We start from the raw sequence: 21,692 nt of genomic DNA on the forward strand, positions 1-21,692 counted from the left end.
AGTTACCTCAGTCACCCAGCCGCCTGACACTCATTCCCGATACTCCTTCCTCAGTGCAAATCCACCGCACGCAGCATTTCATCGCGTGGCGGCTCATTAGCGCCGCGTCCGTCGAAATCATGCCCCGCCTTGCGAATTTCGCACTGTGCCTTCTTCTCGCTCTTCACACCGTTGAAGATCAGGTTCAGCACCACTGCCGATACCGAAGCCAGCAAGATCCCGCTATGCAGCAGCGGCGACAGCGCCGGCGGCAGCTTCGAGAAAAATTGCGGCGACACCACCGGCACCAGACCCATGCCGATACTCACCGCGACGATGAACAGGTTGTGATGGTTCTTCACGAAGTCGACCTTGGCCAGCACCTTGATACCGTTCGCCGCGACCATGCCGAACATCACAATGCCCGCGCCGCCCAGCACGAAGGCCGGCACCGAAGCCACAACCTGCGCCATCTTCGGAAACAGACCCAGCAGCACCAGGATCACACCGCCCATCGCGCAGACAAAGCGGCTCTTCACGCCGGTCACGCCGATCAGGCCGACGTTCTGCGAGAACGAGGTATGCGGAAACGAGTTGAAGATGCCGCCGATCAACGTGCCCAGACCGTCGACGCGCAGGCCGCGCACCAGCGTCTTCTGATCCACCGGACGATCGACCATATCGCCGACGGCGAGGAACATCCCCGTCGATTCGATGAAGGTGACGAACATCACGGTGACCATTGTCGCGATCGCGAGCGGGTCGAAATGCGGCAGGCCGAAGTGGAACGGCATCACGAAGCCGACCCAGGGTGCGTGCGTGACGCCTTCCATGTTCACGCGGCCAAGCGCCAGCGCGATCACGAAACCCGCCACGATGCCGAGCAGCACGGAGATATTGGCGATGAAGCCCTTGGCGAACTTGTTGATGAGCAGAATCAGCATCAACACGACCAGCGAAAGCCCGAGGTAGATCGGGTTGCCATAATCGGGATTGCCCACCCCACCGGCCGCCCAGTTGATGCCCACTTCCATCAGCGACAGACCGATCACCGAGATCACCACGCCGATCACCACCGGCGGGAAGAAGCGCAGTAACTTGCCGACCGCCGGCGCGAGAAGAATGCCGATCACCCCGGCCGCGATCGTCGAGCCGAAGATGTCGAGAATGCCGAGCGATGGATTGGTGCCGATCGCGACCATCGGACCGACGGCCGCGAAGGTGCAGCCCATGATGACCGGCAGACGGATGCCGAAGATCCACAGACCCAAGGTCTGAATCAGCGTGGCGATGCCACAGGAAAACAGATCGGCGCTGATCAGAAACGCGATCTGGTCTTTCGGCAATTTGAGCGCCGCGCCGATGATCAGCGGCACAGCAACTGCGCCTGCGTACATCACCAAAACGTGCTGAATGCCGAGCGTGAGCAACTGGCCTGCGGGCAGTCGCTCGTCGCACGGGTGAACCGTGTTCGATTGCATTTTGTCTCTCTCCACCATCTCGTTTTGGGATGGCTCCAAGGTATGCGGAACGAAAAAGAGCAACAAGACCACTGGGGCCTATTCCGGCATTTCCGGTGACGATATGCATGAGGCCGGTTTGAAAGCCAAAAGAAACACGCGGCCCGCGTCAATCGGCGGTATGTCCCGCGCAGCGGCGCTGCGGGCGATGAGCCGGGGCGTGCCCGCCTTATCGAGATATGTGTGAGAATCAATGAGGTGTATCTCGCTCGACGCATAGTGCTGTTTTGATGCAACTCGCGGCGCGGCGGGGTTAACCCGCGATTGCGGGTTTTCAGTGTGCATTCGGGCGGGCTTCCGAAGCGACGCGGCGGTGACGGAAAGCACGCCCGTTCCGGGCACCTTTTGCGTGATTATCCCCAGCCTCAAATTGACGTTCTATCGCCCATGAGTTTTCTTGGCATCGACCTCGGGACCGGCTCTCTCAAAGCAGCAATCATCGATGAAAACGGCCGCGAGCTGGCCGCGGCAAGTGTCGCCTATGCGCTCGAAACGCCGCATCCGGGCTGGGCGGAAACGTCGGTGCAAACCTGGTGGCGCGCACTATGCGAAGCGGCGGCGCGCTTACCTGCCGGTTTGCGCGGCGACGTACAGGCCATCGGCTTCTCTGGACAGATGCACGGTGTCGTGCTGATCGACGCCGCCGGTGAAGCCGTGCGCCCCGCCATGCTGTGGCCCGACACGCGCGCATTGGCCGTGCTCGAACAGTGGCCCGAGCCGCAGCCGAATCCCGTTGCGCCCGGCATGGCCGGCCCTTTGCTGCGCTGGATCGTGCAGAACGAACCGCAGTCCTCGCACAAGACGCGTTGGGCGCTGCAACCCAAAGATTGGCTGCGTGTCGCGCTGGGCGGCGCGATCGCAACCGATCCTTCCGACGCCTGCGCGACCGCGCTTGCCGATCCCGCCGGTGTGTGGGATCGAGCGCTGCTCGAGCGGCTCGAATTGCCGTATGAATGGTTTGCACCGCTCGCGCCGTCCTATGCGGCGGGCGGCATTTTGTCGCGGAAAGCCGCGCAGGAACTCGGTCTGCGCGCCGGCATCGTGCTCGCGACCGGCGCTGCGGATACGCCCTGCGCGGCACTCGGCAGCGGTCTCGCGCGCGATGGCGATGCGTTGCTCACCACGGGCACCGGCGGACAAATCGTCGTGCTCGCCGAACAGGCGCCGCAAGCGATCAGGGGTCTGCATCGTTATCGAGCGGCGAGCGATCACTGGTATCGGATGGCGGCGATGCAAAACGTCGGCGTCGCGCTTGAACGCGTGCGCGGTTGGTTGTCGTATGAATGGGCGGACGCTTATCGTGATGCGTTCGGCGATGTGGCGGCTGACGTATCGGCCAGCGCGTTGGGTGGTGTGTCCAGCGGTGCGATTGGCCATGTGTCCGGCGCTGCCACAGGCAGTCATCCGGGCAGCGCGCTCGGCGCCGCAACCGAGCTCACCTTCCTGCCCTACCTCACCGGCGAGCGCACCCCCTGGTTGAACCCGGCCGCGCGTGGCGGCTGGCTCGGCCTCGCGCTCGATCACACGCGCGGCACGATGATGCGCGCCGCGTTCGAGGGCGTCGCGTTCTCGCTGCGTGCCGGGCTCGACGCGATCCGCACGAGCGGCGCGACGGTGACGTCATTGAAACTTGCGGGCGGCGGTTCAGTCGATGCGCGCTGGCGGCAATTGCTCGCCGATGCGCTGAACGTTGAGCTCCACGCGGTCGATTGTCCGAACGCGGCGCCACGCGGTGCTGCAATTCTCGGCGGCCTGGCGAGCGGACATTGGCATGCGAGCGATCTCGCCGCGCTCGCGCCGGGTACGACGCGCGTTGCCGGGCCGCGAGGGGATGCGGCGCTCGCCGAACGTTATGCACGCTTTCTCGATTTGTATGGCCGCGTCGAAACATGGTTCGGCGCGGCTGCGCATCCGTAGGCGAGCCGATGGTACGTAGGGACAATGCCGCGGCGCACTTTGCAATACCATGGCGGTTTTCGCGCGCTACATCGTGCGTCGGCGCCTTGGGCCATGCAGCAGCGGCAGAGTTGATCCGCTGCCCGGCCCGCGAATCAGGCGCCGTGTCCGAATGGCAGCAAGCGGACCGCATTGGTCGACCCCGTCAACGGCGCGCCGCGCAATATCGCAGCGCGACGCGCCACGCATTCACAGACTCATAGGAGCATTCACGATGAAAACCAAAGCAGCAATCGCATGGAAAGCAGGCGCCCCGTTGACGATCGAAGAAGTGGACCTCGAAGGTCCGCGCGCCGGTGAAGTGCTGATCGAAGTGAAAGCGACCGGCATCTGCCATACCGACTACTACACGCTGTCGGGCGCGGATCCTGAAGGCATCTTCCCGGCGATTCTCGGGCATGAGGGCGCGGGCGTGATCGTCGACGTCGGTCCGGGCGTCGGCACGTTGAAGAAGGGCGACCACGTCATTCCTCTGTACACGCCGGAATGTCGTCAGTGCAAATTCTGTCTGTCGCGCAAAACCAATCTCTGCCAGGCGATTCGCTCGACGCAAGGCAAAGGCCTGATGCCCGACGCCACATCGCGCTTCTCGCTGGACGGCAAGCCGCTGTTTCACTACATGGGCACGTCCACGTTTTCGAACTACATCGTCGTGCCGGAGATCGCGGTCGCGAAAGTCCGTGAAGACGCGCCGTTCGACAAGATCTGCTACATCGGCTGCGGTGTGACGACGGGCGTCGGCGCTGTCGTGTATTCGGCGAAGGTCGAAGCGGGTGCGAACGTGGTGGTGTTCGGTCTCGGCGGGATCGGCCTGAACGTGATTCAGGGCGCGAAGATGGTCGGCGCGGACAAGATCATCGGCGTCGATCTGAATCCAGGCCGCGTCGAACTGGCGAAGAAGTTCGGCATGACGCACTTCATCAACCCGAACGAAGTCGAGAACGTGGTCGATCACATCGTGCAACTCACCGATGGCGGCGCGGACTACTCGTTCGAATGCATCGGCAACACCAAGGTGATGCGTCAGGCGCTGGAGTGTACGCACAAGGGCTGGGGCCAGTCGTTCATCATCGGCGTGGCGGCGGCGGGCGAGGAAATCAGCACGCGTCCGTTCCAGCTGGTGACGGGCCGCGAGTGGAAAGGTTCGGCGTTCGGCGGCGCACGTGGCCGCACGGACGTGCCGAAGATCGTCGACTGGTACATGGAAGGCAAGATCAATATCGACGATCTGATCACGCACCGCTTGCCGCTCGAACGTATCAACGAAGGCTTCGATCTGATGAAGAAGGGCGAGTCGATCCGCTCGGTCGTGCTGTACTAACGCGGCACCAACGCGGCACCAACGCGGCACCAGCGCCGCATCAATGCCGCGCCCATGCAGCATTGATACGGAACCGACCCAGCACAGAAAGGAGCATGTGGATGCTTGAACTCTTGTCGTCGCATGCCTGCCATGGCGGCGAGCAGCGGATCTACCGGCACGACTCGCAGACCATTGGTCTGCCGATGCGTTTCTCGGTCTATCTGCCGCCGCAGGCCTTGCAGGCCAATGCAAACGTGCCCGCGCTGTTTTATCTCGCCGGTCTGACCTGCACGGAAGAAACCTTTCCGATCAAAGGGGGCGCGCAACGCTTCGCCGCGCAACACGGCATCGCGCTGATCGCGCCGGACACCAGTCCGCGCGGTGCGGGCGTGCCGGGTGAAAGCGCGGCGTGGGACTTCGGCGTCGGCGCGGGCTTTTACGTCGACGCAACGCAGCAGCCGTGGGCGAAGCACTATCGGATGTACTCGTATGTGCGCGATGAACTACGCGAAACGGTGCTCGCGAATCTGCCGGTGGATGGTGCGCGTCTGGGCATCTTCGGGCATTCGATGGGGGGACATGGCGCGTTGATGCTGGCGCTGCGTAACCCGGAGATTTATCGTTCGGTGTCGGCGTTCGCGCCGATCGCCGCACCTTCGCAGTGCCCGTGGGGTGTGAAGGCGTTCAGCGGGTATCTCGGCGAAGACCGTGAAGCGTGGAAGCAGTATGACTCGAGCGAGCTGGTCGCTCACGCATCGCGCAAATTCGCGGCAGGGATTCTGATCGATCAGGGACTGGCGGATCAGTTCCTCGCCGAGCAGTTGAATCCCGATGTGTTCGAAGCCGCTTGCAAGGCCACAGGACAGCCGTTGACCTTGCGTCGTCATGAAGGCTACGACCACGGGTATTACTTCATCTCGACGTTCATTGAAGACCACATCGCGCATCACGCGAAGGTGTTGCTTTGAAGTAGAGCAAGCCTGACTCTGGCAGCGGCGGCATGCAGGTATGCCGCCGTTACCGCTGAGTTTGGCCGCGCCCGTTTCAACGCCGCCGCAACAAACTCCCGCCATACACCACAGCCGACAGCACGGTGATCCAGAAGCTCGTCGGCCAATCCGTATAGAACGCCAGCGTCAAGCCCAGCCACGCCTGCACCAGTGCAAACACGGCGGCGAGCACGAGCCCGGTGGAAAGCCGCGTCGTCATGTTCTGCGCAGCCGCCGCCGGCCCGACCATCAGCGTGAACACCAGCAACACGCCGACAATCTGCGTGCACGCCGCCACCGCCAGTGCGGCAATCGACAGAAACAGCACCGACACCAGCCGCAACGACACGCCTTTGGCTTCGGCCAATTCCGGTTGCAACGAAGCAAACAGCAGCGGCCGCATGATCGCCGCCAGCGCCAGCAAACTGACAACGCCCAACGCCGCCAGCACGCCGAGCGTCGACGCATTCACGCCGAGCACGTTGCCGAACAGCAGCGCGGTGACCTGGGTCGCATACGCGGTGAAGAAGTGCAGGAACAGCAAGCCGAAGCCGAGCGACAGCGACAGGATCACGCCGATCGCCACGTCGCGTCCGGCGAGCCGCTCGCCGAGCGCGCCCATGCCGACGCCGGCCGCCAGCGTGAAGCCGATCATCCCCCAGATCGGCGAGATGCCGATCAGGACCGCACCGGTCGCCCCGGTGAAACCGACATGCGAGAGCGCGTGGCCCGCGAAGGTCTGGCCACGCATCACCAGAAAATATCCCACTATCCCCGCCAGCACCGCGACGATCCCCGACGCCGCGAACGCGTTCACCATGAAATCGTATTCAAACATCGTGCGTGTGTCCGTCGCGTGAGTCGTGCTGGTGTGAGTGGCCGTGTGCGCCACCGTGGTCGTGCGAATGCCCGTGCGAGTGGGCGTGGCCGTGGCCGCCCTTCTCGTCGTGTTCGTGCTCGTGATCGTGTTTTTCGACTTCGACGTCGCCCGACATCACGAAGATGCGGCCGTTCACGCGCATCACATCGATCGGCGAGCCATACAGACGCGACAGCACCGGCCGCGTAATCACTTCATCGACGGTGCCGAGCGCGGCGACGCCGCTGCCGAGATACAGCACGCGATCGAGCGCGTGCAGAAGCGGATTCAGTTCATGCGCCGAGAACAGTACGGCAATGTCGAGCTCCTGCTGCACGCGCCGCACCAGTTCAACCACGCTCTTCTGATGATGCGGATCGAGACTGATCAACGGCTCATCGAGAAGCAGCAGCTTGGGATTGCCGAGCAGGCATTGCGCGAGCAGCAGCCGCTGACGTTCACCGCCGGACAGTTCCGATAACGGCCGCTCGGCCAACTGGCGGCCGCCCACCAGATCGAGCACCCGTTCGACATCCGCGCGGGTCTTGCTGTCCGCCTGGGGCAGGCCCCAGCGGTGGCCGTCCGCTGCCATGGCGACGAAATCGCGGCCACGCACGCGGCGCCCGGCTAGCGCACTGCGCGTCTGCGGCATATAGCCGATCGACGCATTGCCACGCTCGACAGGCTGCCCCAGCACGCGGATCGCGCCGCTCGCCGCCGGCACGAGGCCGAGCACCGCGCGCATCAGCGTGGTTTTGCCCGCGCCGTTCGGGCCGAGCACGCCGATGAATTCACCCTGGTTCACCACGAAGCCGGTGTCGCGCAAAATCGTGCGGCCGCCGAGTTCGAGCGTCACGTGCTCGAGTTCGAGCACGGGCGCATTGGCGCGTACGCGGGCCGGCGCGCTGGTGGGTGCGCCGGTGTGTGCACTGATCGGTGCATGAGCTGGCGTGCCGGGGCCAGTTTCGTTCATTGGGACTTTCCTTTGGCGGAGGTGGCCGCTGCATTCGCTCCGCTCGCGTTGCCCGCAGCCAGCGCCTTGCCCAGCGCGTCGAGCTGCGTCAGCATCCACGTCTGATAGGTCTTACCGGCCGGTTCGGTTTCGGTGACGCTCATGGTCGGCACCTTCGATTGCTGCGCGAGCTTCAACATGCGTTGGGTCAGGGCCTCGGTTGCCTGGCTGTTATAGATCAGAACGCGCACGCGCTTTTCGCGCAGATCGCGTTCGAACGCGGCGATATCGGCCGCGCTTGCTTCAGTGTCGTTCATGGTAGCGAGCTGGAAGCGCAGATTACGCATCGTCAGGCCCACCGCGTCCGACATATAGCCGAACACCGGCTCGGTTGCCGTCACCGGCACGCCGGCGTAGCGGCCATGCAGATCGGCGACTTTGGCGTCGATCGGTTTCAGCGAATCTAGAAACTTCGCGAGGTTCGCATCGTACGCCGACTTGTGCGCCGGGTCAGCCGCGACGAGCGCCTCGCTCACCGCGCGCGCCACTTTCGGCATGGTCGCCGGGTCGTACCAGAGGTGCGGATTATCGCCGCCTTTCTTGCCGACCAGGTCCGCCGCGACGATCGTGGTGCGCTGCGCACCCTTTGAGGCGGCCAGCAGTTTTGCCATCCACGGATCGTAGTCGGCGCCGTTGTAGACCACAAGGCTCGCGTGCTGGAGCGCGCGCGCCGTCTTCGGGCTGGCTTCGAACAGATGCGGATCCTGGTCCGGATTGCTGAGAATGCTCGTCACGTCGACGCGCTCGCCGCCCAGTTGCTGCACGACGTCGCCGTAAAAGTTTTCCGCCGCCACCACCGGGATTTTCGCATCCGCGGCGAATGCACCCTGGCTGAGCGTGACAGCAGCGGCGGCAGCCGCGCCCATCGCCATGGCCTTCGACAGCTTCAGCGCACGGTGCGCCCCGTTCAACATCGGGCCGAATTTCTTCATCGTTTTTCCTGCTGCGTGAAAGTTGAATGAACTACGAATCCTGGGAGTGGTGCGCCTATTGCGCTCATGCATGGCTTCATCCGACGCACCGGCCGGGCCATGCAGGGCGCGCACGCACTTCCGTATGCGCGAGCCTTACAGCACGGTGTTCTGCAATCGATGTAGCCATCAGTGGATCTGCTGACGAACGGGCAAGGCTTCAAAGCTAAGCAAGGCCGAAATGATATAACGTATCTTGAATTCTTGTCAGCAGCGCGTACGGAAAGCCGCGTGGCCCTGTTCGCTTTCTCGTATTAGTGTTGACCCGAGGGCGCCGCCGCTGCGCCCGGGTCCTGACGCGCTGCACCATCGAAATCTGGCCGAGCGCCTTGACATGACCCGGTCCGTATCCGATCATTCGATCACAAACAGAGCAATTGTTCGCGCAATGAGCGTTCGCTCACTGCGCGTCAAGATGCGAAACGAACCGGAGACAAGCGGTGGCGGCACGATTGCAAGACAAGGTGGCCATTCTGACGGGCGCTGCAAGCGGAATCGGTGAAGCCGTGGCTCGGCGCTATCTGGACGAAGGCGCGCGCTGCGTGCTGGTCGATGTGAAGCCGGCGGACAGTTTCGGCGCTTCGTTGCTTGCCGCTTACGGCGAGCGTGTGCTGACCGTCAGCGCCGACGTGACGCGCCGCGAGGATATCGAACGTATTCTTGCCAGCACGCTGGAGCGCTTCGGCCAGGTCGACATTCTGTTCAATAACGCGGCGCTCTTCGATATGCGTCCGATCCTCGATGAATCATGGGACGTGTTCGACCGCCTCTTCGCGGTCAATGTGAAGGGCATGTTCTTCCTGATGCAAGCCGTCGCCCGCCAAATGGTCGAGCAGGGCCACGGCGGCAAGATCATCAATATGTCGTCGCAAGCCGGCCGGCGCGGCGAGGCGCTGGTGTCGCACTACTGCGCAACCAAAGCCGCCGTACTTAGCTATACGCAATCCGCCGCGCTCGCGCTCGCGCCGCACAAGATCAACGTGAACGGCATCGCGCCGGGTGTCGTCGATACGCCGATGTGGAACGAGGTCGACGCGCTCTTCGCCCGTTATGAAAACCGTCCGCTCGGCGAGAAGAAACGCCTGGTGGGTGAAGCGGTGCCGCTTGGCCGCATGGGTGTGCCGGACGATCTGACCGGCGCCGCCCTGTTTCTCGCGTCGGCGGATGCCGACTACATCACCGCGCAAACCCTGAACGTGGACGGCGGGAACTGGATGAGCTGAGCGGCTCACCGCGTGGATGAGCCGTACCCGTGTTACCCATCGTCATTTTCGTAGAACAAACGCAGCACCACATAACGTACGAGAAAGGAGACAACACATGAAACCAGCCCTCAAATCCGCACTCAAGGCGGTCAGTGCCGGCGCAGTTGCGTGCTTCGCGCTGCAGGCTCAGGCGGCCACGGTGACCATCGCCACGTTGAACAACCCGGACATGATCGAGCTGAAGAAGCTCTCGCCCGCTTTCGAGCAGGCGAATCCGGACATCAAGCTCAACTGGGTGATTCTCGAAGAAAACGTGCTGCGTCAACGCGCGACCACCGACATCACCACCGGCAGCGGCCAGTTCGACGTGATGACGATCGGCGCCTATGAAACGCCGCAGTGGGGCAAGCGTGGCTGGCTCACGCCGATCACCAATCTGCCCGCTGACTACGATCTCAACGACGTCGTGAAGACGGCCCGCGACGGCCTCTCGAGCGGCGGCCAGTTGTATGCGTTGCCTTTCTACGTCGAAAGCTCGATGACGTATTACCGCAAAGATCTGTTCGCGGCGAAGGGCCTGAAGATGCCGGATCAGCCTACCTACGATCAGATCGCGCAGTTCGCCGACAAGCTCACCGACAAAGCCAACGGCATGTACGGCATCTGCCTGCGCGGCAAAGCGGGCTGGGGCGAAAACATGGCGTATGGCACGACGGTGGTGAATACCTTCGGCGGTCGCTGGTTCGACGAGAAGTGGCAGGCCCAGCTCACGTCGCCGGAATGGAAGAAGGCGATGACCTTCTACGTCGACCTGCTGAAGAAAGATGGTCCTCCGGGAGCCAGCTCGAACGGTTTCAACGAGAACCTCACGCTGATGTCGTCGGGCAAGTGCGCGATGTGGATCGACGCGACGGTGGCGGCCGGCATGCTCTATAACAAGCAGCAGTCGCAGATCGCCGACAAGGTCGGTTTCGCCGCGGCACCGATTGCCGTCACGCCGAAGGGTTCGCACTGGTTGTGGGCTTGGGCGCTGGCGATTCCGAAGTCGTCGAAGCAGGCGGACTCGGCCAAGAAATTCATCGCGTGGGCCACGTCGAAGCAGTACATCGAACTGGTCGCGAAGGATGAAGGCTGGGCCTCGGTGCCGCCGGGAACGCGCCAGTCCACGTACGCGCGTCCTGAGTACAAGCAGGCCGCACCGTTCGGCGACTTCGTGCTGAAGGCGATCGAAACGGCGGATCCGGACCATCCGACGCTCAAGCCGGTGCCGTACACCGGTGTGCAGTTCGTCGGGATTCCTGAGTTCCAGTCGTTCGGCACGGTGGTCGGTCAGAGCATCTCCGGCGCGATTGCCGGGCAGATGACGGTCGATCAGGCGCTGGCAGCCGGCAACGCCACCGCGGACCGCGCGGTGAAGCAGGCGGGTTACCAGAAGTAAGCAGCACTGCAGCACTGGAACGTAACGTGAAACGCGCCGGCTGACGCCCGTCAGCCGGCTCACGCAGCACAGCGGGCCGTCCCCGCCGCGCCTGCCTCGCGACATCGCATGATGTGGCGACGGCGGGCACGGCCCCGGCATTCAGGCCGGACAGCCCGCGCATTACCGAACAGGTGGTCAATCATGCGTCCTCTGCGCCTACCTCTCATGCATGCCCATCCCCAGACAGAAAAAGAACGCGAAGTCCGCAAAGCCAATTCCGCCCGCTGGCTAGTCTCGCCCTCGGTCGCGGTACTCGTGCTGTGGATGGCGATTCCGCTGGCGATGACGATCTGGTTTTCGTTTTCGCGCTACAACCTGCTGAATCCGGATCTGAAAGGCTTCGCCGGTTTCGACAACTACAAATATCTCGCCACCGATCCATCGTTTGGCCCGTCGATCGGACACACGCTCGAACTGATCCTCTCCGTGCTGGTGATAACGGTGGTCGGCGGCGTGCTGATGGCGATTCTGTTCGACCGCAAGTTTTACGGTCAGGGCATTGCGCGGCTACTTGCCATCGCCCCGTTCTTCGTGATGCCGACCGTGAGCGCGCTGATCTGGAAGAACATGATCCTGCATCCGGTGTATGGCCTGATCGCACAGGGCATGCGTGCGATGGGCATGCAGCCGATCGACTGGTTCGCCGAGTATCCGCTCACCGCGGTGATCATGATCGTCGCGTGGCAGTGGCTGCCGTTCGCGTTCCTGATTCTGTTCACCGCGATCCAGTCGCTCGATCAGGAACAGAAGGAGGCGGCGCGCATCGACGGTGCGGGTCCGTTCTCGATGTTCTTCTACATCACGCTGCCTCACCTGAAACGGGCGATCGCCGTGGTGGTGATGATGGAGACGATTTTCCTGCTGTCGATCTTCGCCGAAATTTATACGACCACGGGCGGCGGTCCGGGCACCGCCACCACCAATCTGTCGTACCTGATCTATTCGCTGGGTCTGCAACAGTTCGACGTCGGTCTCGCTTCGGCGGGCGGCATTCTCGCTGTCGTGCTGGCCAATATCGTGTCGTTCTTCCTTGTGCGGATGCTCGCGAAGAACCTGAAAGGGGAGTACGAAAAATGAGCCACGTTGCCTCTACCCCGGCGTCGGCCACGACGCCCATGACTGTGCCGGCGAAGTCGCCATTCGCCGCGATCCGTCGCGGCATTCCTGGCCTGGTTGCGTGGCTGGTCGCGCTGCTGCTGTTCTTCCCGATCTTCTGGATGACGATCACCGCGTTCAAGACGGAGCAGCAGGCCTATTCGTCGTCGCTGTTCTTCGTTCCGACGCTCGACAGCTTCCGCGAGGTGTTCGCCCGCAGCAACTACTTTTCGTTTGCGTGGAATTCGATTCTGATCTCGGTGGGCGTCACGGTGTTGTGCCTGATTCTTGCCGTGCCGGCCGCCTACGCGATGGCCTTCTTTCCGACGCGCCGCACGCAGAAAGTGCTGCTGTGGATGCTGTCGACCAAGATGATGCCGTCGGTCGGCGTGCTGGTGCCGATCTACCTGCTGTGGAAAAACAGTGGCCTGCTCGATACGGTGTCGGGTCTGGTGATCGTCTACACGCTGATCAACCTGCCGATTGCGGTATGGATGTCGTTCACTTACTTCGCAGAAATTCCGCGCGACATTCTCGAAGCAGGCCGGATCGACGGCGCGGTGACGTGGCAGGAAATCGTCTATCTGCTGATGCCGATGTCGCTGCCGGGGCTCGCCTCCACTGCGTTGCTGCTGGTGATCCTGTCGTGGAACGAAGCGTTCTGGAGTATCAATCTGTCGAGTTCGAACGCCGCGCCGCTGACCGTGTTCATCGCGTCGTATTCGAGTCCTGAAGGCCTGTTCTGGGCCAAGCTCTCCGCGGCCTCGCTGCTCGCGGTGGCGCCGATTCTGATCGTCGGCTGGCTGTCGCAGAAGCAACTGGTGCGCGGCCTTACGTTCGGGGCGGTCAAATGACGGCAGGCACGATGGCAGGCGCGAGCGTCGGAAATTTTGCGCTGATCTGCGATTGCGACGGCGTGCTGATCGACAGCGAGGCCGTGGCGGCGCGCATGCTGGTGCACGAACTCGAAGCGCGCTGGCCCGATGCCGATGTCGAACCGGTGGTGCTGCCTTTGCTCGGCCTGCGCATCGAAAAGGTCCTGCAAGGCACGGCGGCGCAACTTGGCAAGCGCCTGAGTGCCGAGGATATCGACGCGATTCGTCGTGCGGTGGAAGCGGCGGCGATGCAGGCGCCTACGGTGGAAGGCATCGAGACCGCGCTCGCGCAGGTGCCGCTTACCAAAGCATGCGCGAGCAACAGTTTCCGGCCGTATGTGGAGACGGTGCTGGCGCGCACGGGCCTCGTGAAGTTTTTCGGCGACCGGTTGTTTTGTGCCGATGCGGTGCCGAATCCGAAGCCCGCACCCGATGTCTATCTTGCCGCGGCGCAAGCCTTCGGCCTCGCGCCGTCCGCGTGCCTCGTGGTGGAAGACAGCGTGACCGGCGTGACGGCCGCGACCGCGGCGGGCATGACGGTGCTGGGGTTCATCGGCGGCGGTCATGCGAGTGACGCGCAGATCGACGCGTTACATGCAGCGGGCGCGCGTCATGTATTCGACGACATGTTGCAGTTGCCGGAACTGGTCGCGCAATGGACGCTGAGCGCGACGGCAGCGGCGCCGTAAGCGTGCAGTTCAAAGACTTCAAGCAACCGACACAGCTGAAGTACTGGATAGCAATACACAGCAACACACAGCAATACACGGAGACACATCATGGCAAGCGTAACTCTGCGTAACATCAAAAAAGCCTACGACGACAACGAAGTGATGCGCGACATCAACCTCGACATCCTGGACGGCGAATTCGTCGTGTTCGTGGGCCCGAGCGGTTGCGGTAAGTCGACGCTGATGCGGATGATCGCCGGCCTCGAAGATATCAGCGGCGGCGACCTGACCATCGACGGCACGCGCGTGAACGACGTGCCGCCCGCCAAGCGCGGCATCGCGATGGTGTTCCAGTCGTACGCGCTGTATCCGCACATGACGCTGTACGACAACATGGCGTTCGGCCTGAAACTCGCCGGCACCAAGAAGCCGGAGATCGACGCCGCCGTGCGCAACGCGGCGAAGATCCTGCACATCGACCATCTGCTCGATCGCAAGCCGAAGCAACTGTCGGGCGGCCAGCGCCAGCGCGTGGCGATCGGCCGTGCGATTACGCGCAAGCCGAAGGTGTTCCTGTTCGACGAACCGCTATCGAATCTCGACGCCGCGCTGCGGGTGAAGATGCGCCTCGAATTCGCGCGTCTGCACGACGAGCTCAAGACCACCATGATCTACGTGACGCACGATCAGGTCGAAGCCATGACGCTGGCCGACAAGATCGTGGTGCTGTCGGCGGGCAACGTGGAGCAGGTCGGCAGCCCGACCATGCTGTATCACGCGCCGGCCAATCGCTTCGTCGCGGGTTTTATCGGCTCGCCGAAAATGAATTTCATGGAAGGCGTGGTGCAGTCGGTCACGCACGACGGCGTCACGGTGCGCTACGAAACTGGCGAGACCCAGCGTGTCGCGGTGGAACCGGGCGCTGTGAAGCAGGGCGACAAGGTGACGGTCGGGATTCGCCCCGAGCATTTGCACGTAGGCTCGGCGGAAGACGGCATCTCGGCACGCACCATGGCGCTTGAATCGCTCGGCGACGCCGCCTATCTGTACGCGGAATCGAGCGTTTCGCCGGATGGCCTGATCGCGCGGATTCCGCCGCTCGAGCGGCATGCCAAGGGCGAGACGCAAAAGCTCGGCGCCACGCCGGATCACTGCCATTTGTTCGACAGCGAAGGAAAGGCATTCCAACGCAAGATCGTTGAGGTGCTGGCTGCGTAAGGATGTAATGCGGAAAGCGGCACCCGCGCCGCTTTCCGTTCAAGTCACGTTTGACCCTTCAAGCGTGGCACGCCACCGCGCCGTAGAAAATGTGCCGCCAACTGCTGGCGCAGGTCTTGGCCAATCACCCTAGTCTTTATGCGCCACTGCCGCGCTCAAGCCTCGAGCGCCGCTCGCGCGCACAACTCGTCAGTTACCAAACCCGACAACCAGCCGCCTTTAAGCACCGCGATCAGTGCTTCGTGCTTGCGCTCGCCGCCAGCAAACCCGATCGTGGGGCGCTGCGGCGGGGCGTCGAGCGCGATGCTGGTCACGCGCCGGCCGGTCGGCGACTCGACGTGCGCGCCGGCCGAATCGATCGGCAGGCCGAGCATTTCGGCCACCGCGCCGTTCTGCATCAGCTCGTTCACTTCCCCTGACGTGATAAAGCCGTCTTCGTGCAGCGGACATTTCGGCCCGATATTGCCGATACCGACGAACGCGACATCCGCTTTGGCCGACAAGGATTCGACGATCCGGTACAGCCGGTGATTGCACCACTGCGCGCGCTCTGTTTCGCTATCGGCGAGTAACGGCGCGGGTAGCAGAAAATACTTACCACCGGTCTTTTCCGAAATGTGCAGCGCGACGTCGTAGCGGTTCGAGGAGCCGTCCTGGGCGATCGCCCCGACCATCGATACCAACCGGTGCTGCGGACGCTCCAGCTGCGCGATCTGATCGACCGCGGCCTTCAGCGTACGGCCGCTGCTCACGGCGACCACCATCGGCTTTTCTTCGCTGAGATAGCGTTCCATGACCTGCGCGCCGGCCACGGCCAGCTTGCGGTCGACTTCTTCCGAGGTATCGCTGTCGATCGGTACGACTTCGCACATGCTCAGGCCGTAGCGCTTCGAGAGTTGATCGGCGAGCGCGAGGCAATCGGCCAGTTTGTGATCGACGCGCACACGAATCAGGTTCTTTTCCACCGCGAAGGCGACCAGCCGCTGCGCGACCGGGCGCGACACCTGCAGCTTCTCGGCGATCTCGTTCTGGGTATTGCCGGCGACGTAGTAGAGCCACGCGGCGCGGGTAGCAAGGTCTAATTTTTCTGTGGACTTGGGCACGGTGACGGTTTGCTTGAAGTGCGCCGATGATAGCAGCCGGTCCGCGCGTCTCGACGGGACCGGCTGGGGTTTGCCGGTCAGGCGAGCGGCTGGCGTGCGGGGTCGAACAGCGGCCGCACGTGGCGGTAGAGTGCGCGATACGCTTCGAGCCGGTTGCGCAGTTCGGCGTGGCGTCGCGGATTCGGCGTGAATTCCTTTTCGATTGGCGGCTTGGACAGCACCTTGGCCGGTTCGCCGCCCGCAGCTAGCCAGCCCAGACGTGCGGCGCCGAGCGCCGCGCCGGTCTCGCCGCCACCGTGCTTGCGGGTGGCGGTGTTGAGCGCGTCGGCGAGCAACTGTGCCCAGTAATCGCTGCGGGCGCCACCGCCGAGCAGCGACAGCGCCTTCGCCTCGGTGCCGGCCGCGCGCAAGGCGTCGAGGCCGTCGGTGAGCGCGAGCGTCACGCCTTCGAGTACCGCGTAGCCGAGCAACGCACGATCGGTCGCGTGATTCATGCCGAAGAACACGCCCTGCGCGTACGGGTCGTTGTGCGGCGTGCGTTCACCGGATAGATAGGGCAGAAAGAGTGGCGCGGTGTTCAATGCGTCCGCTGGGAGCGCCTCGATTTCGGCGAGCAGCGTCGGCTCGTCGGTCGAGGTGAGCTTGCAGACCCAGCGCAAGCAGCTTGCCGCCGACAGCACCACGCTCATCTGATGCCAGCGATCCGGAATCGCGTGACAGAACGCGTGCACCGCGGAAGCGGGGTTGGGCCGGAAACTGTCGCCGACCACGCACAGCACGCCGGACGTGCCGAGCGAGACGAAGCCGTCGCCCGGTTGCGTCGCGCCGATGCCGATCGCACTCGTGGCGTTGTCGCCGCCGCCGGCCGCGACGATCACGCCGTCGCTCAAACCGAATTCGCGAGCGACTTCGGGGAGCAGCGTGCCTGACGGTTCGCTGCCTTCGCACAAGCTCGGCATCTGCGCACGCGTCATGTTGCAGGCGGCGAGCAGCGAATCGGACCAGTCGCGTTTGGCGACGTCGAGCCAGAGCGTGCCTGCTGCATCCGATGGATCGGATACCTTGCCGCCGGTCAGTTGCAGACGCAGATAGTCTTTCGGCAACAACACGCAGGCCGTCTGCGCGAAGATGTCCGGCTCGTGACGCGCGACCCACAGCAGCTTCGGCGCGGTGAAACCGGGCATCGCGAGATTGCCGGCCACGGTGTGCAGCTCCGGCGCGCGCTCGGTCAGCTCCGCGCACTCCTTGTCGCTGCGCATGTCGTTCCACAGGATCGCGGGCCGCAATACGCGGTCTTGCGCGTCGAGCAGCACGGCGCCGTGCATTTGCCCCGAGAGGCCAATGCCGCGGATCTGCGCGAACTCGTCGGGAAATTTGGCGCGCAACGCGGCCAGCGCGGTGCGCGTGCCTGTCCACCAATCTTCGGGATTCTGTTCGGCCCAGCGCTGATGCGGACGCGAAACGGTAAAGGGTGAGCCCGCGGTGCCGATCACGCGTCCATCGGAGGCGAGCAGCAGGACTTTCACTTCGGACGTGCCGAGGTCGATGCCGAGATACATGGGCGCGGAACCTTCGTCGTTAGGGATGCGCTACTTTAGCCGCACATGGCGGCGAGTGCCATGCGCGTTAAGCCTGACACTGCGCTGGAATCAAACCGCGCCGCGTTTGGCCAGCCACACGTCGACACGCGCTAACGCGCCCGCCAACGCCGATTCCAACTGCGGCGTGCCGGCCATACTGCCCCACAGCAGCCGGTCAGCCGCGAACGCCTGCAATGGATCGGGCGCGGCAAAGAAGCCGCGCGCGACTTTCTCGTCCATCACGCCGTCCTGATACGCATACGGCAGCGCGCCGGCGTTCCAGCGTTCCAGGAAGCGGAAGAACAGCGCCGGCAACATCGCCGTCGCCGCGGGTGTGACGCCGCGTTCGAAGCATTCCGCGAGCGTCGGCGCGATAAAGCCGGGCAGCTTCGAAAAGCCGTCGGCCGCGACGCGCTGATTGGTGTCCTGGATATACGGATTGCCGAAGCGCTCGAGCACCACGTCGCGATAGCGTTCGAGATCGAGCGGGCTCGGCGTGAGGCAGGGGATCACGTCTTCGGTCACGTAATCGAAGGCAAATTTGTTGATGTCCGGATCGAGCGTGCCTTCGTGGATGTAGTTCAGTCCCACCAGCGTGCCCGCCCACGCGATGCAACTGTGCGTCGCGTTGAGAATGCGAATCTTCGCTTCCTCGTAGGGCATCACTGAATCGACCAATTCCGCGCCGACCTTTTCCCACGCCGGGCGCCCCGCCATGAAGCGGTCTTCGATCACCCATTGGATGAAGGCTTCGCCCATCACCGGACAGGCATCGTCGACGCCGGTGGCGGCTTTCACCCGTTCACGCACGTCGGGCGTGGGGCGCGGCGTGATGCGATCGACCATCGAACTCGGGCACTCGGTGTTGTCGTCGAACCATTGCGCCAGATCGTCCGCGCCGCGTCGCTCGAGAAACTCGCTCATGCCCGCATGAAAACGCTCGCCGTTGCTGCGCAGGTTGTCGCAGGTCTGCAGCGTGACCGGACCGGCGCCGCGCTTCATGCGCGCGTCGAGAATCGCCGCGAGCGCGCCGTAGATGGTGGTGTGGCCGCCCCTCAAGTCGGCAGCAAGATCGGCGTTGGCCGTGTCGAGCTCGTCCTGTTCGTCGAGGTAATAGCCGCCTTCGGTGACCGTGAACGCGATGATCTTGCAGGCCGGATCGGCGCCGGCCTCGATCAGCATATCGAGACTCTCGGTCCATGGCACCACGCGCTCGATCGATCGAATCGTCTCGTATGCGCGTTCGCCCTGCGGCGTGACGGTCTCGAGTGTATAGACGCCGTTTTGCGCGGCGAGCGCTTCGAGCACTGCGTTCATGTCGCTGCGGATATTGCCGACGGTCAGCGACCAGTGCGGCTCGCCCGCCACTTTCGCCTCGTTCAAACGATGGAGATACCAGGCCTGATGCGCGCGATGAAACGATCCCGCGCCAATGTGCAGGATCACGTGGGCGGCCGTGCCGCTGCCTTGTCCGCTGTTCATGTGCGTCTCCTGAATGTCTTTGAGCGCACGGCTCGGAGCGTGCGTTTTCTTGGGTGGAGCATTTGCTCTGTCTGTGAGCGAATGATCGTACCCAGTGAAACGAATGTCAAGGCGAGCTCAGTGGCTTTTCGTGGCGCAGCGCGGCGTGGCGGGACTTTCGGCAGGCGCTGCGAGGCGTCCGCGCGTTATGGGGCGCATGTCGCGGTGCGTATTGCATTGCGTCAAATTTGACTTTCGCCGCGCCAGGACTAACCCGAATGCAAAAACGTAGCGGTTCGCGGTTTCATTTTTAGTGGTGGATAAGGCGATTGAGGACTACGTTTCGCTATATAAGACGAAAATCAGCGGCACCCGCAGCGCGCCGCTTCATGGAGGAAGACGCGAATGCAACCCGATCTCGAACTCGTCGCCGTACGACGCGACGAATCGTTCAAAGTGTGGTCGCACGGTTATCCGTATCGCACGGTGCGCTGGCACTTTCACCCGGAATACGAAATTCATCTGATCGTGGCGACGACCGGCAAGATGTTTGTCGGCGACCATATCAGCAGCTTTGTGCCTGGCAATCTGGTGTTGCTGGGGCCGAATTTGCCGCACAACTGGGTCAGCGATATGCCGGAAGGTGAGACGATCGCGCAGCGCAATCTGGTGCTTCAGTTTGGGCAGGAGTTTGTGTCGAGTTGTCTGGGCAGTTTTCCGGAGTGGCGGCAGGTGGAGGCGCTGCTTGCTGATTCGCGGCGTGGTGTGTTGTTTGGTGCGGAGACGAGTGCGGCGATTCAGCCGCTGTTTCTTGAGTTGCTGGCCGCGCGCGGATTGCGGCGTCTTGTGCTGTTTATGTCGATGCTGGAAAGCCTGGTGAACGCCGAGGATCGTGAGACGCTCGCGAGTCCTGCTTATCAGGTCGATCCGAGCGGGTTTGCGTCGAGTCGGATTAATCATGCGCTGTCGTATATCGGTAAGAACCTGTCTAACGATCTGCGTGAGTCGGATCTGGCGCAGCTCGCCGGGCAGAGTGTTAGTGCGTTCTCGCGGTACTTTCGTCGGCATACAGGGTTGCCGTTTGTGCAGTATGTGAATCGCATGCGGATTAATCTCGCGTGCCAATTGCTTGCGGATGATGAGTTGAGTGTGACCGATATCTGCTTCAAGGCGGGGTTTAATAATCTGTCGAATTTCAATCGGCAGTTCCTCGCGGTGAAGGGGATGGCGCCTTCGAAGTTTCGACGGTATCAGCAAATGAATGAGGCGAGTCGGGAGGCTTCGGAGGGAGCGGTTGCTGGCGACGCGGGTGTCGATGAGGCGCCTGCGATTGTGGTTGCGACGGGGTTGCCACGCGGTGCTGCTTCTGTGTATTCGTCGACGTAGTCCTGCATAACGCTTTAAGTCGAAGCGTTTTACTTCATCTGAGTTTCAGTGCCTTTCGTGCTGTTCATGCGACAGCCGGGGACTCGCTCGCCTCTTTCCCTTGAATGCCTCTTGATACGGCCGTCGATGAGTGCCCGCTCAGCGTCCCTTCCTGTTTCGATGCTTCTAAATTAAGCCGGTTTGTGAAGAACTGTCACGACGTCGGTCTTTTCAGAATGTTCCTATTCTGGCTTCCGCCTTCCTTCATGCAACGTCGAATTATTACGCATTTCTAACGACGTATTACAGAAGGGAGATGTATGAGAACAAAAGCCCCATCTTGCGGGCCTGGAGGCAAGCTGTTCCGCTTGGTGGCCGCGTGCGCGTTGCTGCTCGTGGCTTCCGCCGCCCGTGCCGACGATTGCTGGACGCTCTACTCGAAATCCGGTGCAACGCCGGGTACAGCGAGCTGCCGATTGGACGTCGCAAGCAATAGTCCAAGCGGCATGGGAAGTTACGGATGTAGAAACGACATTGCGGCGATTGACGAGTGGTGCGCCACACCCACGGACCCTGACGAATCTTGTCCCGTTGCAGATCCGGTCTATCCGGCGAATGGCAAAGTGACGCTCTCTGAAAACGACTTCCGTAGCGGGGATGGAATGCCCCTGACATTTACTCGCAGCTACCTCTCCTCGCCGTTCCTCAAATCGGCTACCGCCATGGGGCCAGTATGGATGAATAACTGGCAGCGGCAACTCAATGTGGCCGGATCAAGCGGTAGTCCGCCACAAGTCATCGCCTATCGTGCAAACGGCCAACCGCTTACTTTCCTGCTTACTAATGGACAGTGGAAAACATCCAGCTTCAGTGGGCTCGCTCTCGCTCGGAGCGGCACGGGCAGTCAAAGCGCGCGGTGCTATATGCTCAACTCTTCCAGAACAATGGCGAGTCCGATTCAGGCTTCGTCAAGTGCGCTTCTGGAAAACCCATAACGAAACGCTGTCGCGAGGTCCATGAAAGATGCCAGATCAAGTGCGCCGACACGAC

Annotated in this window: 18 protein-coding genes; 11 read left to right on the forward strand and 7 right to left on the reverse strand. The window is 62.7% G+C overall.

From position 1 onward, the window contains the following. Nucleotides 1–50 precede the first annotated feature (50 nt). Nucleotides 51–1,460, reverse strand: a complete 1,410-nt coding sequence (locus QOC89_RS08435) for a nucleobase:cation symporter-2 family protein (RefSeq protein ID WP_323044606.1) — start codon at nucleotides 1,458–1,460, stop codon at nucleotides 51–53. Nucleotides 1,461–1,886: 426 nt separating this feature from the next. Here QOC89_RS08435 and QOC89_RS08440 point away from each other — a divergent pair, with 426 nt between their 5' ends. The 3 genes from QOC89_RS08440 to fghA all read left to right on the forward strand — a co-directional run bounded on the left by QOC89_RS08440 (nucleotide 1,887) and on the right by fghA (nucleotide 5,726). After that, entirely contained in the window at nucleotides 1,887–3,416 is a 1,530-nt protein-coding gene (locus tag QOC89_RS08440) for a xylulokinase (RefSeq protein WP_323044607.1), read from the forward strand. Between the two features lie 253 nt (nucleotides 3,417–3,669). Continuing rightward, complete coding sequence (locus QOC89_RS08445) at nucleotides 3,670–4,776, forward strand: S-(hydroxymethyl)glutathione dehydrogenase/class III alcohol dehydrogenase (protein WP_028197996.1); 1,107 nt, start codon at nucleotides 3,670–3,672, stop codon at nucleotides 4,774–4,776. Between the two features lie 101 nt (nucleotides 4,777–4,877). Continuing rightward, nucleotides 4,878–5,726 carry an S-formylglutathione hydrolase gene (fghA, locus tag QOC89_RS08450; RefSeq protein WP_323044608.1) on the forward strand — a complete coding sequence of 283 codons (849 nt, stop codon included), beginning with the start codon at nucleotides 4,878–4,880 and terminating at the stop codon, nucleotides 5,724–5,726. Between the two features lie 76 nt (nucleotides 5,727–5,802). Here fghA and QOC89_RS08455 read toward each other — a convergent pair whose 3' ends face one another. The 3 genes from QOC89_RS08455 to QOC89_RS08465 are packed head-to-tail and all read right to left on the reverse strand — an operon-like array spanning nucleotide 5,803 to nucleotide 8,550. After that, on the reverse strand, nucleotides 5,803–6,585 hold the full coding sequence (locus QOC89_RS08455) for a metal ABC transporter permease (protein WP_179734094.1): 783 nt from the start codon (nucleotides 6,583–6,585) through the stop codon (nucleotides 5,803–5,805). Continuing rightward, nucleotides 6,578–7,579, reverse strand: a complete 1,002-nt coding sequence (locus QOC89_RS08460) for an ABC transporter ATP-binding protein (RefSeq protein WP_323044609.1) — start codon at nucleotides 7,577–7,579, stop codon at nucleotides 6,578–6,580. The genes QOC89_RS08455 and QOC89_RS08460 overlap by 8 nt, the downstream gene beginning before the upstream one ends. Next, nucleotides 7,576–8,550, reverse strand: coding sequence for a metal ABC transporter solute-binding protein (locus QOC89_RS08465; RefSeq protein WP_323044610.1), 975 nt, complete (start codon nucleotides 8,548–8,550; stop codon nucleotides 7,576–7,578). The genes QOC89_RS08460 and QOC89_RS08465 overlap by 4 nt, the downstream gene beginning before the upstream one ends. Nucleotides 8,551–9,029: 479 nt before the next feature. On the opposite strand from QOC89_RS08465, the gene QOC89_RS08470 reads away from it, so the two are divergent. From QOC89_RS08470 to QOC89_RS08495, 6 genes are all read left to right on the forward strand, one after another. After that, entirely contained in the window at nucleotides 9,030–9,812 is a 783-nt protein-coding gene (locus QOC89_RS08470) for an L-iditol 2-dehydrogenase (RefSeq protein WP_323044611.1), read from the forward strand. 97 nt (nucleotides 9,813–9,909) lie between these two features. Further along, nucleotides 9,910–11,232 carry a sugar ABC transporter substrate-binding protein gene (locus QOC89_RS08475; RefSeq protein ID WP_323044612.1) on the forward strand — a complete coding sequence of 441 codons (1,323 nt, stop codon included), beginning with the start codon at nucleotides 9,910–9,912 and terminating at the stop codon, nucleotides 11,230–11,232. Between the two features lie 183 nt (nucleotides 11,233–11,415). Beyond that, complete coding sequence (locus QOC89_RS08480) at nucleotides 11,416–12,351, forward strand: sugar ABC transporter permease (protein ID WP_323044613.1); 936 nt, start codon at nucleotides 11,416–11,418, stop codon at nucleotides 12,349–12,351. Between the two features lie 38 nt (nucleotides 12,352–12,389). Continuing rightward, the gene (locus QOC89_RS08485) at nucleotides 12,390–13,223 is read left to right on the forward strand and encodes a carbohydrate ABC transporter permease (protein WP_323044620.1); all 834 of its coding nucleotides are present in this window, start codon (nucleotides 12,390–12,392) and stop codon (nucleotides 13,221–13,223) included. Next, nucleotides 13,220–13,933, forward strand: a complete 714-nt coding sequence (locus tag QOC89_RS08490; RefSeq protein ID WP_416340376.1) for an HAD family hydrolase — start codon at nucleotides 13,220–13,222, stop codon at nucleotides 13,931–13,933. Before QOC89_RS08485 ends, QOC89_RS08490 begins: the two co-directional genes overlap by 4 nt. Before the next feature lie 90 nt (nucleotides 13,934–14,023). Next, nucleotides 14,024–15,133 carry a sn-glycerol-3-phosphate ABC transporter ATP-binding protein UgpC gene (locus QOC89_RS08495; protein ID WP_323044615.1) on the forward strand — a complete coding sequence of 370 codons (1,110 nt, stop codon included), beginning with the start codon at nucleotides 14,024–14,026 and terminating at the stop codon, nucleotides 15,131–15,133. Between the two features lie 155 nt (nucleotides 15,134–15,288). Here QOC89_RS08495 and QOC89_RS08500 read toward each other — a convergent pair whose 3' ends face one another. The 3 genes from QOC89_RS08500 to dalD all read right to left on the reverse strand — a co-directional run bounded on the left by QOC89_RS08500 (nucleotide 15,289) and on the right by dalD (nucleotide 19,298). Further along, entirely contained in the window at nucleotides 15,289–16,236 is a 948-nt protein-coding gene (locus QOC89_RS08500) for a sugar-binding transcriptional regulator (RefSeq protein WP_323044616.1), read from the reverse strand. A gap of 77 nt (nucleotides 16,237–16,313) precedes the next feature. Then, complete coding sequence (gene xylB, locus QOC89_RS08505) at nucleotides 16,314–17,795, reverse strand: xylulokinase (protein WP_323044617.1); 1,482 nt, start codon at nucleotides 17,793–17,795, stop codon at nucleotides 16,314–16,316. 90 nt (nucleotides 17,796–17,885) lie between these two features. Then, a complete protein-coding gene (gene dalD, locus QOC89_RS08510) occupies nucleotides 17,886–19,298 on the reverse strand; it encodes a D-arabinitol 4-dehydrogenase (RefSeq protein WP_323044618.1) in 1,413 nt (470 codons plus the stop codon). Between the two features lie 384 nt (nucleotides 19,299–19,682). On the opposite strand from dalD, the gene QOC89_RS08515 reads away from it, so the two are divergent. Together QOC89_RS08515 and QOC89_RS31845 are read left to right on the forward strand one after the other, a co-directional pair. Next, a complete protein-coding gene (locus QOC89_RS08515) occupies nucleotides 19,683–20,663 on the forward strand; it encodes an AraC family transcriptional regulator (RefSeq protein WP_323044619.1) in 981 nt (326 codons plus the stop codon). 485 nt (nucleotides 20,664–21,148) lie between these two features. Beyond that, entirely contained in the window at nucleotides 21,149–21,637 is a 489-nt protein-coding gene (locus tag QOC89_RS31845; RefSeq protein ID WP_416340377.1) for a DUF6531 domain-containing protein, read from the forward strand. Nucleotides 21,638–21,692: the final 55 nt, after the last annotated feature.

Origin of the sequence: Paraburkholderia sp., from assembly GCF_034668105.1 — a bacterium.
Taxonomy (GTDB): domain Bacteria; phylum Pseudomonadota; class Gammaproteobacteria; order Burkholderiales; family Burkholderiaceae; genus Paraburkholderia.